Annotated in this window: 12 protein-coding genes; 9 read left to right on the top strand and 3 right to left on the bottom strand. The window is 65.2% G+C overall.

Annotation, left to right across the window (positions count from 1 at the left end):
• Nucleotides 1-54: 54 nt before the first annotated feature.
• From AC0L20_RS20315 to AC0L20_RS20305, 3 genes are read right to left on the bottom strand one after another with little or no spacing between them, the layout of a single operon-like run.
• A complete protein-coding gene (locus AC0L20_RS20315; RefSeq protein ID WP_473291366.1) occupies nt 55-1764 on the bottom strand; it encodes an FAD-dependent oxidoreductase in 1710 nt (569 codons plus the stop codon).
• A gap of 46 nt (nt 1765-1810) precedes the next feature.
• Entirely contained in the window at nt 1811-2278 is a 468-nt protein-coding gene (locus tag AC0L20_RS20310) for a MarR family winged helix-turn-helix transcriptional regulator (protein WP_473291364.1), read from the bottom strand.
• Between the two features lie 43 nt (nt 2279-2321).
• Nucleotides 2322-3245 carry a LysR family transcriptional regulator gene (locus AC0L20_RS20305; RefSeq protein WP_456764991.1) on the bottom strand — a complete coding sequence of 308 codons (924 nt, stop codon included), beginning with the start codon at nt 3243-3245 and terminating at the stop codon, nt 2322-2324.
• Nucleotides 3246-3353: 108 nt separating this feature from the next.
• Here AC0L20_RS20305 and AC0L20_RS20300 point away from each other — a divergent pair, with 108 nt between their 5' ends.
• Genes AC0L20_RS20300 through AC0L20_RS20260 form a run of 9 tightly spaced genes read left to right on the top strand, consistent with a single transcriptional unit; the run spans nt 3354 to nt 12847 of the window.
• Complete coding sequence (locus tag AC0L20_RS20300) at nt 3354-3677, top strand: Dabb family protein (protein ID WP_473291360.1); 324 nt, start codon at nt 3354-3356, stop codon at nt 3675-3677.
• The gene (locus AC0L20_RS20295) at nt 3674-4753 is read left to right on the top strand and encodes a maleylacetate reductase (protein ID WP_473291357.1); all 1080 of its coding nucleotides are present in this window, start codon (nt 3674-3676) and stop codon (nt 4751-4753) included. Before AC0L20_RS20300 ends, AC0L20_RS20295 begins: the two co-directional genes overlap by 4 nt.
• A 4-nt stretch (nt 4754-4757) precedes the next feature.
• Nucleotides 4758-6131: an amidohydrolase family protein gene (locus AC0L20_RS20290; RefSeq protein ID WP_473291355.1), complete on the top strand. Its 1374-nt coding sequence runs from the start codon at nt 4758-4760 to the stop codon at nt 6129-6131.
• A gap of 20 nt (nt 6132-6151) precedes the next feature.
• Nucleotides 6152-7054 carry an NAD(P)-dependent oxidoreductase gene (locus AC0L20_RS20285; RefSeq protein ID WP_473291352.1) on the top strand — a complete coding sequence of 301 codons (903 nt, stop codon included), beginning with the start codon at nt 6152-6154 and terminating at the stop codon, nt 7052-7054.
• Between the two features lie 15 nt (nt 7055-7069).
• The gene (locus AC0L20_RS20280; protein WP_473291349.1) at nt 7070-7954 is read left to right on the top strand and encodes an intradiol ring-cleavage dioxygenase; all 885 of its coding nucleotides are present in this window, start codon (nt 7070-7072) and stop codon (nt 7952-7954) included.
• 58 nt (nt 7955-8012) lie between these two features.
• Nucleotides 8013-9407: an FAD-linked oxidase C-terminal domain-containing protein gene (locus AC0L20_RS20275; RefSeq protein WP_473291345.1), complete on the top strand. Its 1395-nt coding sequence runs from the start codon at nt 8013-8015 to the stop codon at nt 9405-9407.
• Nucleotides 9404-10930: a sugar ABC transporter ATP-binding protein gene (locus AC0L20_RS20270; RefSeq protein ID WP_473291341.1), complete on the top strand. Its 1527-nt coding sequence runs from the start codon at nt 9404-9406 to the stop codon at nt 10928-10930. Before AC0L20_RS20275 ends, AC0L20_RS20270 begins: the two co-directional genes overlap by 4 nt.
• Complete coding sequence (locus AC0L20_RS20265; protein ID WP_473291337.1) at nt 10923-11873, top strand: ABC transporter permease; 951 nt, start codon at nt 10923-10925, stop codon at nt 11871-11873. Before AC0L20_RS20270 ends, AC0L20_RS20265 begins: the two co-directional genes overlap by 8 nt.
• Nucleotides 11870-12847 carry an ABC transporter permease gene (locus tag AC0L20_RS20260; protein WP_473291332.1) on the top strand — a complete coding sequence of 326 codons (978 nt, stop codon included), beginning with the start codon at nt 11870-11872 and terminating at the stop codon, nt 12845-12847. The genes AC0L20_RS20265 and AC0L20_RS20260 overlap by 4 nt, the downstream gene beginning before the upstream one ends.
• Nucleotides 12848-12888 lie beyond the last annotated feature (41 nt).

Genomic DNA, 12888 nt, shown 5'->3' with positions numbered 1-12888 from the left:
GTTGTCTTGTTATTGGCCGCGCAGCCGCTGATCGGATGCGACGGCGAGAGTCGATCAGCTTGCGAGCCGTGCGCCGTCGCCTGCATTGTGTCCGAGTGCTCGGGCAAGGGCGCGCCCGATCGTGCCAGCCTGTGACGCGCTGCCGCGCCAGGCCACGATCTGGTCGGGGCGTATCAAAGCCAGATCCGCCTCGTAGAGATCGCGCAGGGATTTCGGCAGCGTGACGAGTTTCACATCGACCCCGATCGCCCGGATGGTCTCGGCGAATGACGAATGCGCGGACATGACCTCGCCAAATTGGAGCAGCGTCCACTCGAAACCGAACAGGTCGTACAGGGAGACGCCGTCGTCCAGCCACGCATGCGGGGCGCGGCCGCCGGGACAGGCGCTCGGAACGTAGACGTTCGCGGCATCGGGCGGCGGCTGGCTGCCGTCGGAGACGATGATCGGCGAGCCGTCGTAGCGCCCGCCGAAGGTGACGCCGGGGATGTTGAATTCGGCGCGGGCGTGCTGTTCGAGATAGACGCCCGCGATCCGCCGCGCCTCGTCGCCGGCCTCGGTGGCGTTCTCGATGTCAGGCGCGGGAGCGAACAGACCGAGCGAGTCGGCAAAGCGGCGCGCATAATCGGTGTTGCGCAGCGCCACCGGACGCCGCTCGACCTCGTAGCTGTCGAGCAGCCCCGCCGGGCTCACGCCTTTGACGACGCTTGCGAGCTTCCAGCCAAGATTGACCGCATCCTCGATCGCGGTGTTGTAGCCGAGGCCTCCGGTCGGCGTGAACAGATGCGCCGCGTCGCCGCCGAGGAACACCCTGCCCCGCTGCATTCCGTTCGCGACCAGCGCGTGACCGGCGGTCCAGGTCAGGAACGACAGCACTTCGCAGTCGATCGGCGTGCCGCAGGCGCGCTGGAACGCTGCTTTGGCTTCGTCGATCGTGATCGCACTTGCGTTCTCATCGGGCCGAAGCTGCGTGTGAAACGCAAACTCGTCGCGACCGTTCACCGATGCCATGAAGGCGCGGCGGTCGCCGTTGAAGCAATTGTACATCCACGCCTTGGCGTGCGGGATGCTCGCGTAGAAGCCGGGTGAACGGAGATAGACCGCCAGCATGCGGCCGCCCATGAAATCGCGCTGCGTTCCGGTTTGGCCGCCGTAGACAATGCCGAGCGACTGCCGGACTTGCGAGCGCGGCCCGTCGGCCCCGACCAGGAAGTCGGCCCGGACCTCAAACCGGCTGTTGTCATCGAGACGTTCGATCTGGGCGACGACGCAGTCATCGCTCTCGGTGTAGCTGATCAGACGATGACCGTAGCTGAGCCGTATTCCGGGAAGCCGTTCGGCATGGCGGCGCAGCACCGCCTCGACATATTTTTGCGAGACCCGATGCGGCAGCTCGGCCGCGCTCCAGGAGCCCGACATGCCCTTGACGAGCTCGCCCGCGCGTGACGATGACGGCAACTGAAATCGGGCCAGCTCGTAACCGGCGTAGCGCGTGAAATACGCAACGTCGGTCGGATAATCCGCAGGCAGACCTTCGCGTCGGATCTCGTCGGCAAAACCCAGCCGCCGATAGTGCTCCATCGAGCGCGCTTGCGTCGCATTGGCTTGCGGATTGAAGGCCGTGCCCGGCTTTTCATCGACCAGGATCGCGGACACGCCGCGCCGGCCGAGTTCGTTGGCCAGCATCAGCCCGCAGGGCCCCCCGCCCACGATGAGCACCGCGGCCGTCAGACGTGTTTCCAAGGCGCTTCTCCCTACCAGCATTATCCTGCATGGTAAGGTTGCCTGACGATTTCGTCAAGTCGCCTGACTAATCGGGCTCGTGGAGCGTGTCGAATTGCGCGCCGTAGACTGCCAATCCCTTCAGGATCGTGTCCATCGTGGCCTTGCCGAGTTCGGCGCGCATCTCCTGCTCGGCAACGTCGACCGCATCGCGGAAGGCATCGAGCCATTTGCGCCCAGCCGGCGTGAACATGACGATGCGCGCGCGCCGATCGGTCGGATCGGCGATCCGATCGACCAGGCCGAGCTCGGCGCATTGATCGACCAGCTCGCCCATCGCCTGCTTGCTCATGGAGGCGCGGCGGGCGAGTTCCGTCAGTCTGGTCCCCTCCACGTCGAGATTGCGTGTGAGGCCGACATGCGCGATCCGCGTTTCGCCATGCCCCTTCTCGCTCATCAATTCGAGCACACGACCTTCGAAGCGCCGCACTGCGTTGTTGAGCAGCCGACCGATGTTGGCATGGCGCCATGCGGTGCCGGATGTCCTGGCTTTCAATGGATGTGCCTTCTACAAAGCCGCCTGAATTCGAAAATGTCGCTCACTTCGCCGCGTCGATCCAGATCCCCGGCTGCGAATGCTCGCGGATGTGGGTGACCAGGAAGTCGGAAAAGACCCTGATCTTGGCGGGCAGTCCGGCACGGTTCTGGTAGGCGATGTTCATCGTCAGCAGCGGCAGCTCCCAGTCCATCAAAACCGGGACGAGACGACCCGCCGCGATGTCGCTTTGCACGATATAGAGCGGCTGGATGAGGATGCCGAGCCCCGCCAGCGCGGCGCCGCGGATGACCTGGCCATCATTGCTGTCGAGCGTCGGCGTGATGCGAACAGTCTGCGCGCCATTGCCTTTGCGCAGGCGCAGCGAATAGGGATCGTTGGCGAGATTGTAGACCAGCATGTTGTGGCGCGCGAGATCGACGGGCTGTTCCGGCTCGCCGCAGCTTGCGAGATAGGACGGCGCAGCCGCGAGCACACGCCGCATCTGGCCAATGCGGCGGACGATGATGTTTGAATCCGGCTCCTGCTCGCGCGTCCTGATCGCCACGTCGATGCCGGCCTCGATGAAATCGGAGTACCGGTTGGCGGTGGTGATCTGCATGTTGAGCTTCGGATAGCGCGCGCGGAAGGCCGGCAGCATCGGCGCCAGATAGATCACTGCAAAGGACAGCGAGCTCGTGACCCGCAGCGTGCCCTGCGGCGACAGCGCGCGATCGCTGACGATGTCCTCGGCCTCCGCCAGTTCGCTCAAAACCCGGCTCGAGCGCTCCAGCAGCTCCTGCCCCGCCTCCGTCAACCAGAGCCGACGGGTGTTGCGCTCGATCAGCCGGACCGCAAGGCGCTCCTCGAGCGCGCTGAGATGGCGGCTGGCGGCAGCATTCGACATGCGCAGCGCTTCGGCAGCTTTGGATAGGCTGCCGAGTTCGGCCGTCTTGGCGAACACTTCCAACTGGAGCAGGCGGTCCATTTTTTCGCAAACAGGAAAAGAGACTTACGATTATTGAGCTTTATTTCCGTATCCCGCAAGTCAAAATGGCCCAAACACAAGCAAGATAGCAGGCGAGGAAACAGGGAAATGTCGGGCCCGATCAGGCACATCGTGATGTGGCGGCTGCGCGGGGAGACGCCCGGGGAGCGTTCCGCCGCCCGGGTCAAGGTCAAGACCCTGTTCGAGGGGCTGCGCGGCCGGATCGACGGCCTCACCCATATCGAAGTCGGTCTCGACGTCAGCGATGTCGACTACGCCTGCGACGTCGTTCTGTTCTCCGAATTCACCGACCACGCTGCGCTCCAGGCCTACGCCACCCACCCGGAACATCTGCGCGTACGCGAGGCACTGGGCGACTTGCGGATCGGACGCTTCCAGGTCGATTATCCCATCAAAGAGACCGGCACATGATCGGTACGTTCACCTTTGAAAACCTGCCCTGCCGCGTCGTGTTCGGCAGCGGAACGCTGGCCTCGGCCAAGGCCGAGGTCGAGCGGCTCGGCGGCAAGCGCGCCCTGGTGCTGACAACGCCGCAGCAGGAGGCGCAAGGCAAGAGCTTGGGCGCGGCGCTCGGTCTGCTCTACGCCGGCATCTTTCCGGGCGCGACCATGCACACGCCGGTCGAGGTCACGGAGCGGGCGCTCGCGGCGATGAAGGCGTGCGATGCCGACTGCGTCGTCTCGCTCGGCGGCGGATCCACGACCGGGCTCGGCAAGGCGCTCGCCCTGCGCACCGGGATCAACCAACTGTGCATTCCCACCACCTATGCCGGCTCGGAGATGACGCCGATCGTCGGCCAGACCGAGAACGGACTCAAGACCACGGTACGCGACGCCGCCATCCTGCCGGAGACGGTGATCTACGATGTCGATCTCACTTTGACGCTGCCGGCGAGGCTGGCCGCGACATCGGGCATCAATGCGATCGCGCATGCGGTCGAAGCGCTCTACGCGCGCGACACCAATCCGGTCACGTCGCTGATGGCGGAAGAAGGCATCCGCGCGTTGGCACGCGCCCTGCCCGCCATCGCCGCCAAGGGCGACGATCGGGAGGCTCGCACCGAAGCGCTGTATGGCGCCTGGCTGTGCGGCGTCTGCCTCGGCACCGTCGGCATGGCGCTGCATCACAAGCTCTGCCACACGCTCGGCGGCACCTTCGACCTGCCGCATGCCGAGACCCACACCATCGTGCTGCCGCACGCGCTGGCCTACAACGCGCCGGCGGTGCCCGATGCGATGGCACGCATCTCGCGCGCGATCGGTGCTGCCGATGCATCGCAAGGACTTTTCGAGCTCGCAAAGCGTCTGGGTGCGAAGGTCGCATTGCGCGACATCGGCATGCCGGAAAGCGGCATCGACAAGGCCGCGGATCTCGCGGTCACCAACGCCTACTGGAACCCGCGCCCGCTCGAACGTGACGCCATTCGCGACCTGATCGCGCGCGCCTGGGCCGGTGAGCCGCCTGTCATCGGCAAAGCGGTGGCTTGAAGCGATGCGGCGCACGCTGATCAAATCCGCTGTCATCATCAGCATGGATGACGCGATCGGCGATTTACCTAGCGGCGACGTGCTGATCGAGGGCAGCCGCATCGTTGATTTGCGTCCATCGATCGATCTCGGCAGCGGCGCGACTGAAGCCGAGATCATCGATGGCACCGGGCGCATCGTCATTCCCGGCCTGATCAACGCGCATATGCACACCTGGCAGACGGGCTTGCGCGGCTATGCCGCCAACTGGACGCTGCTGGAATATTTCCGTCGCATGCATGCCGGGCTCGCTACGGTCTTCAGGCCCGAGGACATTTATATCGCGACCTTGGTGGGCGCGCTGAACCAGATCAACCAAGGCACCACCACGCTGGTCGACTGGTGCCACAACAATCCGACGCCCGACCATACCGACGCCGCCGTGCGCGGCCTGATCGAGAGCGGTATCCGTGCAGCCTTCTTCCACGGCTCGCCAAAGCCCGAGCCTAAATCGGGCGAGCCGCATTTCTCGGAGATCCCGCATCCACGCCGTGAGATCGAGCGCCTGCTGGCGGGGCCCCTCGCCGACCGCGACGGCCGCGTCACGCTTGGGCTCGCGATCCTCGGCCCGCATTATTCGACGCTGGACGTCGCCATGCACGATTTCGGCATGGCACGCGAGCTCAAGCTGATCGCATCCATGCATCAGGGCGGCGGTCCCGCCAAGACGCCTGGTGGCTGGGAGAAGCTGATCGGGGCCGGCCTCGTCGGCACCGGCATCAACATCGTCCATGGCAACGACTTGCCTGACGATCTCCTGGACCGGATGGTCGATCTCGGCGTCTCCTTCTCGGTGACGCCGGAGAATGAGATGATCCAGGGCCACGGCTTTCCGATCACCGGACGGCTGCTCAAGCGCGGCGTGCGGCCGACCATCGGCATTGATCTGGAATCCGTGCTGGGCGGCGACCTCCTCTCCGCCGCGCGCGTTGCGCTCTCGATGCAGCGAGCTCTCGACAACACCGAGTCGCGCAAGGCCAGCGGCGCCATTCCGGCAACGACCACAATCCCCGTCCGCGAGGCGCTGCGCTGGATTACGACGGAAGGCGCCCGCATGCTCGGCCGCGAGGACCAGATTGGCTCGCTGACACCGGGCAAGCTCGCCGACCTCGTCGTCATTGATGCCAGCGATCTCAACCTCGTCCCAGTGCACGATCCGGTTGCCACCGTGGTGATGCAGACGAGCCTTGCCAACATCGAGGCCGTGATGATCGGCGGCGTGTGGAAGAAGCGGAATGGTCGGCTGCTGGCCGACGGCCTGGAGGCGAAGAAGGAACTGCTCGTGCAATCGGGCCGGCGGCTGGTGCAGGACATCGAACGACAAGGAAGCGCCGCTTGAGCGTCCCAAGGACAACAACAATGACTGATATGCCAAAGAACATCGCTTTCATCGGGATCGGCAAGATGGGCCTGCCGATGTCGGTGCTCGTCGCTAAGGCTGGTTATGCCGTGACCGCGTTCGACCGGAGCGCCGCACGGCTCGACGAGGCCCGCGCGCAAGGCATTTCGATTGCCGCTTCAGCGGCCGAGGCCGTGGACGGCAAGGCCGCGATCGTCACGTCCTTGCCCGATGACGCTGCCTTGCGTGGCGCATTGCTCGGCCCCACCGGCCTCATCGCCGCGATGGCTGCCGGAACCGTTCTGATCGAGACCAGCACCGTGAGCGTCGAGGCTTCCGCAGAGGTCGACGCCGCCGCCCAGGCGCGCGGTGTCCTCTACCTGCGTGCGCCGGTCTCCGGCAATGCCAGCATCGTCCACACCGGCGCGCTGAGCTGCTTCGTCTCGGGCCCGAAGGACGCCTACGAAAAGGCAAAGCCGTTGCTCGCCGCCTTTACCCGCGCCCAGACCTATCTCGGGCCCGGCGAAGAAGCGCGATATGCCAAGCTTGCGGTCAATTTGATGATTGCGGTGTCGGCCGCCATGATGGCGGAGAGCCTGGCGCTGGCGCGCAAGGGCGGCATCGGCTGGCAGGACATTCTGAAGGTTCTCGACGACAGCGCGGTGGCCTCACCGATGGTGAAATACAAGACCGCGCCGCTGCGCAGCCGCGATTTCGACTCGACCTTCTCCTGCAGGCAGATGGCCAAGGATCTCGACCTGATCCTCGGCGCCGGCCACGCCGTCGGCGTGCCGCTTCAGCTCGCGGCCCAAGTGCGCGAGACCTATGGCTCGCTGGTCGCGCAGGGCGACGGCGACGCCGACTTCATAGCGACAGTCAAGCATCTGGAACGGCTGTCCGGGCTTGGCGAACCGAAACTCTGATTCACAGAGGCACCCATGCGCAATTTCAACGAGAACACGATCACGGACGCGGTGCTGGAGCGGATCGCGGGCGCGACCGACCCGCGGATCAAGCAGGTCAGCGAAGCGCTGGTGCGCCACCTTCATGCCTTCGTCCGCGACGTGCGACCCACCCAGAAGGAATGGGAATATGGAATCGACTTCCTGACCCGCACCGGCCACATGTGCGACGACAAGCGCCAGGAATTCATCCTGCTGTCGGACGCGCTCGGCGTCTCCATGCTGGTCGACGCGATCAATCATCCGGTGCCGGAAGGCGCGACCGAGACCACGGTGCTCGGTCCGTTCTTCGTGCAGGCGTCGCCCGAGAAAAGCAACGGCGAGGACATCTCCGGTCCCAAGGAGGGCGATCCGATGCTCGTCACCGGCTCGGTGTCGACCGTCGACGGACGGCCGCTTGCCGGCGCCGTCGTGGACGTCTGGCATTCCGACGATGACGGCTATTACGACGTGCAGCAGCTCGACAAGATCGGCGACCTCGCGATGCGGGCGCGCTTCCACACCGACCAGAATGGTCGCTTCAATTTCTGGTCGATCAAGCCGGCTGCCTATCCGATCCCGCATGACGGCACGGTCGGCGACATGCTGGAGGTCCAGGGCCGCCATCCCTGGCGCCCGGCACACGTGCATTTCATGATCTCGGCGCCCGGCTTCGAGCAGCTCGTGACCCATGTGTTCGTGGCCGGCGACCAGTATCTCGACTCCGACGTGGTATTCGGCGTCAAGGACAGCCTGATCCGCGAATTTGTGCGGTGCCCGCCCGGTCGTGCGCCCGATGGTCGCATGGTGGACAACGAGTATTTTCATCTCAACTATGATTTCGGCCTGAAGCAGGTCGCGAGCAGCGCAAGAGCCGCTTAAGCTGAACGACGGGCGGACCAGACAAGAGTCCGACAACAAGGCCAGACAGGGAGCAAGGATGGGACCGCGGGTCAGCACGGGCATATTGGCCGATCGCCTCACAGGCATGATCGGCCCGCGCGCGAGCGTCGCGCGTGGCGTGCTCGATCAGCATGGGCAGAGCGAGTCGCATTATCGCAACCTGCCGCCCGACATCGTCGTCTTTCCTGAAACCACGCGGGAAGTCGCGGAGATCGTCAAGCTGTGCGCGGGCGCGAACATGCCCATCGTGCCGTTCGGCGCCGGGACCTCGCTCGAAGGCAATGCGGCCGCGGTCGCGGGCGGCGTCTGCTTCGACTTCGCACGCATGAACAAGGTGCTGGCGGTGCACGACAACGACATGGATGTCGTCGTGCAGCCCGGCATCACGCGAAAGCAGCTCAATGCGGAGCTGCGCGGCACCGGACTTTTCTTTCCGATCGATCCCGGCGCCGACGCCTCGATCGGCGGTATGACGTCCACGCGTGCGTCCGGCACCATGGCGGTGCGCTACGGCACCATGAAGGACAATGTCATGGCGCTCGAAGTAGTGCTGGCGGACGGCCGCGTGATCCGGACCGCCCGGCGCGCGCGCAAGTCAGCCGCCGGCTACGACCTGACGCGCATGTTCGTTGGCGCCGAGGGCACGCTCGGTGTGATCACCGAGATCACGCTGAAGGTGCATCCGGTGCCGCAGGCGATCTCGGCCGCGGTCTGCAGCTTCGACACCCTGCAGGATGCCGTCGACACCGCGATCTCCATGATCCAGTCCGCGATCCCGGTGGCGCGCATCGAGTTGCTCGACGACGTCATGATGCGCGGCATCAACGCCTACGCAAAGCTCGGCTATCGCGAAGCCCCGACCCTGTTCTTCGAATTCCATGGGTCCGAGACCTCCGTCGCCGAGCAGGCTGAAGCCGCACAGGCCATTGCCGCCGACCATGGCGGTCATGGCTTTGCCTGGGCGAAGGCGCAGGAAGACCGCAGCCGGCTCTGGCACGCCCGCGACAACACGCTCTATGCGGGCCTGGGCCTGCGCCCCGGCGCGCGTGCCGTGATCACCGACGTCTGCGTGCCGATCTCGCGGCTAGCGGAATGCCTCACGGAGACGCGGCGCGACGCGGACGAGCATGGTTTTACGGCGCCGATCGTCGGCCATGTCGGCGACGGCAATTTCCACATGCTGATCCTGATTGACCCGGCAAGGCCCGAGGAAGCCGAAGGCGCCAAGGCGCTGCAGGCGCGCATGGTCGCCCGCGCCATTACCATGGACGGCACCTGCACCGGCGAGCACGGCATCGGGCTCGGCAAGATCGACTATCTCACCGATGAGCTCGGCGAGGCCGTCGATGTGATGCGGTCGATCAAAACCGCGCTCGACCCCAATGGCCTGATGAACCCCGGAAAGATCTTTGCAAGCGGAGCGCGCGCATGAGCACCGCCGCATTGGCCATTGAACCTACCTCACCTGTCCCGCTGCTGGAGCTGCGCGGCATCAGCAAAGAGTTTCCCGGCGTCAAGGCGCTGGATGACGTGTCCTTTGCCGTCTTCCGCGGCGAAGTCCATATGCTGCTGGGCGAGAACGGCGCCGGCAAGTCGAGCCTGATGAAGGTGCTGTGCGGGGCCTACCGCGCCGATGTCGGCGAGTTCTACTTCAAGGGCGAGCCGGTCGCGATCAATTCGGCCGCGGACGCGCAGAAGCTCGGCATTGCCGTGATCTTCCAGGAATTCTCCCTCGTCCCCCATCTCGATATCGCCCAGAACATCTTTCTCGGCCGCGAGCCGAAGGGCCGCATTCCGGGTACGATCAACCGCAGCAGGATTCTCGCCGACGCCGCGCGCGTGCTCGGCACGATCGGCTTTGACATCGATCCCTCCACCATCGTCGACAAGTTGGGAGTGGCGCAGCAGCAGATGGTCGAGATCGCCAAGGCGATCAGCCAGAACGCGCGCATCCTGGTGATGGACGAGCCGACCGCGGCGTTGTCCGATCGCGAAACCGAGCTGCTGTTCGCGCTGATCGCGCGGCTCAAGGCCGACGGCGTCTCTATCGTCTACATCTCGCACCGCATGGCCGAAGTATTCGCGCTCGGCGACCGCATCACCGTTCTGCGCGACGGTCGTCGCATCGACGGCGTTCGCCCGGCCGATGTCACCCCAGACCAGCTCGTCCGCATGATGGTCGGTCGCAACGTCGACATGACCTATCCGCGCAATTTTGCCGACCAGCCCGGCGAAGTGCTGCTGGAGGTCAAGAGCCTGAGCGCCACCAGCGGAATCTCCGACATCAACATCGAGGTGCGCCGCGGCGAGATCGTCGGCCTGTGTGGCCTGGTCGGCTCCGGTCGCAGCGAGGTCGCGCGCGCGATCTTCGGTGCCGATCCCGTGACATCAGGCGAGATCATCTTCGACGGCAAGACTATCTCCGGCGAGCCTGATCTCGCCGCCCGCCGCGGCATCGCGCTGATCCCGGAGAGCCGCAAGAGCGAGGGCCTCGCGCTGTTGCGGTCGGTGGGGGATAATCTGGTGGTGTCGGCGCTGCGAAAGCTGTTCCCGAGCGGTCTGTTTGATCGACGCAGCGCGCTGCGCACTGCCGACGGCCTGATCCGTCAGCTACGCATTGCGACGCCCAGCGCGCGCCAGACCGTCGGTCTGCTCTCGGGCGGCAATCAGCAGAAGGTCGTGATCGGCAAATGGCTCGCCGCCGGCTCAAAACTCTTCATCTTCGACGAGCCGACCAGGGGCATCGACATCGGTGCCAAGGCCGAAATCTTCGCCCTCATCGACCGCCTTGTCGCGGAAGGCGCGGCGGCGCTGATGATTTCGTCCGAACAGGTCGAGATCTGCCATGTCTGCGACCGCGCCTATGTGATGCGCGAGGGGCGCATCGCCGGGCACCTCGCGCGCAACGAACTGACCGAGGAGAACATCGTGCGACTGGGGATGCATCATGCGTGAGGCCGCGGTCGTCTCTCAACCGAATCCGCTGCAACGCATTCCTGGCGTTGCCATCGTGCTGGTGCTGCTGATCGCGCTGTTCAGCACGATCGCGCCCGGCTTCCTGTCGGTCGCCAACCTCTCCAACGTGCTGGTGCAGTCGACGATCCTGACCATGCTCGCGCTGCCGATGACCTTGATCATCATGACCGAGGGGCTGGACCTGTCGATGGGCGCGGTGCTGACGCTGACCTCTCTCTGCGTCGCAATCGTCTCGCTCGCGACCCACTCGATGTTGCTGGGCTTAGGTGCCGGACTCCTCGTCGGCACAGCCTTCGGCTTCGTCAACGGCTGGCTGGTCGCCATCGTGGGCATCCCGCCCTTCGTGGCGACGCTCGGCACGCTCGGCATGGCGCAAGGCCTGTCGCTGATCGTCAGCGACGGCCAGAGCGTGGTCGGCATCCCCCACAGCGTGCGCGACATCTATTCGGCGACGCTGCTCGGCGTGCCCGTGCCGATCGTGATGGCACTCGTCACCTATGCCGCCTTTCATGGCCTGCTCTATCACACCCGCTTCGGCACCTATATCTTCGCGCTCGGCGGCAACCGGGAGGCGCTCCGCTATGCCGGCCTGTCACCGAACAAGCTGCTGATCGCGGTCTATGCGATCGGCGGCGCCATGGCCGGCATCGCCGGCCTGCTAATGACGGCGCGGATGAATTCCGGTCATCCGACGGCCGGCCTCGGTCTCGAATTCGATGCGATCGCGGCCGTCGCCGTCGGCGGCACATCGTTCGAGCGCGGCAATGGCTGGCTGCTCGGCACTGTGCTCGGCGTGCTCTCGGTGGGTGTGCTGCGCAACGGGCTGAACCTGATCTCGCTGCCGTCCTCAGTGCAGGTCGCAAGCGTCGGCGTGCTCGTCATCGTGGCGCTGTTCCTGGATGGCCTGCGGAGCCGCGCATGACCGACATCAGCAAAGAGGCCATCGCGCCGCCCCGTTCGTTCCTGTCGCAGGACGCGGTCCAGGTATTCTATCGCCTGCTTGCGGCGCTGCTGATCTGTGCGGTGCTCGCCGTGCTCAGCGATTCCTTCCTGAGCCTCGGCAATATCCTCAATGTGCTCAGGCAGGCGAGCCTGACCTTCTTCATCGCTTCGGGCTTGACGCTGGTGGTGCTGACCGCGGGCCTCGATCTCTCCGTCGGCGCCAATGTCGCGCTGTCCGCCTGCATCGCCGGGACCGTGATCCACAAGACCGGCTCACCGGCGCTCGGCATCCTCACCGGGCTTGCCTGCGGCGGCATCGTTGGCCTCCTCAATGGCGTGATGGTCACCGCGCTCCGCATCCCCTCCTTCATCGCCACCTACGGCATGCTCTGGGTGCTGAACGGCCTCACCTATTGGTACATGGCGGGCGAAACCCTTCACGGTTTCCCGGCCGGCTTTCGCCAGATCGGCAGCGGCTATCTGTTCGGCCTGCCGATCCCGGTCTATCTGCTGCTGGTGTTCCTCGGGATCGGAACGCTGTTTGCGCAGCGAACGATCTGGGGCCAGGAGATCTATGCGATCGGCGCCAATCCGGTCGCGGCACGGCTGTCCGGCATTCCGGTCGCGCGCCGCCTGCTGCTGGTCTATGCCGTCTCGGGCACCATGGCCGGGCTCGCCTCGATCATCTTCCTGTCGCGGCTCAATTCGGCCGAGGCCGACATCGGCGAAAGCCTGACGCTGCCCGCGATCGCCGCCGTGCTGATCGGCGGCACCTCGCTGTTCGGCGGCGTCGGTACTGTCTTTGGCACCTTCATCGGCGCATTGATCCTGACGCTGGTGCTGAACGGAATGAACCTCTTGTCGGTCAGCGCCAACTGGCAGCCGCTGGTCACCGGCATCATCGTCATTCTCGCGGTCTGGCTCGACATGAAGACCCGCCGCCGCGCGCAATGAGTTCTTGAACGACCAACAAGCAAAACGAGGGATGGTGGCAA

It is taken from the genome of Bradyrhizobium sp. Kon58, from assembly GCF_055807455.1.
Note: the sequence above shows the minus strand (reverse complement) of the source record. Positions and strands in the feature narration are given on the sequence as shown.

What these genes read in the sequence shown, in the direction of transcription:
- AC0L20_RS20315 (WP_473291366.1), bottom strand. Translation starts at nt 1,764, where the DNA reads ATGCTGGTAGGGAGAAGCGCCTTGGAAACACGTCTGACGGCCGCGGTG.
- AC0L20_RS20305 (WP_456764991.1), bottom strand. Translation starts at nt 3,245, where the DNA reads ATGGACCGCCTGCTCCAGTTGGAAGTGTTCGCCAAGACGGCCGAACTC.
- AC0L20_RS20300 (WP_473291360.1), top strand. Translation starts at nt 3,354, where the DNA reads ATGTCGGGCCCGATCAGGCACATCGTGATGTGGCGGCTGCGCGGGGAG.
- AC0L20_RS20295 (WP_473291357.1), top strand. Translation starts at nt 3,674, where the DNA reads ATGATCGGTACGTTCACCTTTGAAAACCTGCCCTGCCGCGTCGTGTTC.
- AC0L20_RS20290 (WP_473291355.1), top strand. Translation starts at nt 4,758, where the DNA reads ATGCGGCGCACGCTGATCAAATCCGCTGTCATCATCAGCATGGATGAC.
- AC0L20_RS20285 (WP_473291352.1), top strand. Translation starts at nt 6,152, where the DNA reads ATGACTGATATGCCAAAGAACATCGCTTTCATCGGGATCGGCAAGATG.
- AC0L20_RS20280 (WP_473291349.1), top strand. Translation starts at nt 7,070, where the DNA reads ATGCGCAATTTCAACGAGAACACGATCACGGACGCGGTGCTGGAGCGG.
- AC0L20_RS20275 (WP_473291345.1), top strand. Translation starts at nt 8,013, where the DNA reads ATGGGACCGCGGGTCAGCACGGGCATATTGGCCGATCGCCTCACAGGC.
- AC0L20_RS20270 (WP_473291341.1), top strand. Translation starts at nt 9,404, where the DNA reads ATGAGCACCGCCGCATTGGCCATTGAACCTACCTCACCTGTCCCGCTG.
- AC0L20_RS20265 (WP_473291337.1), top strand. Translation starts at nt 10,923, where the DNA reads ATGCGTGAGGCCGCGGTCGTCTCTCAACCGAATCCGCTGCAACGCATT.
- AC0L20_RS20260 (WP_473291332.1), top strand. Translation starts at nt 11,870, where the DNA reads ATGACCGACATCAGCAAAGAGGCCATCGCGCCGCCCCGTTCGTTCCTG.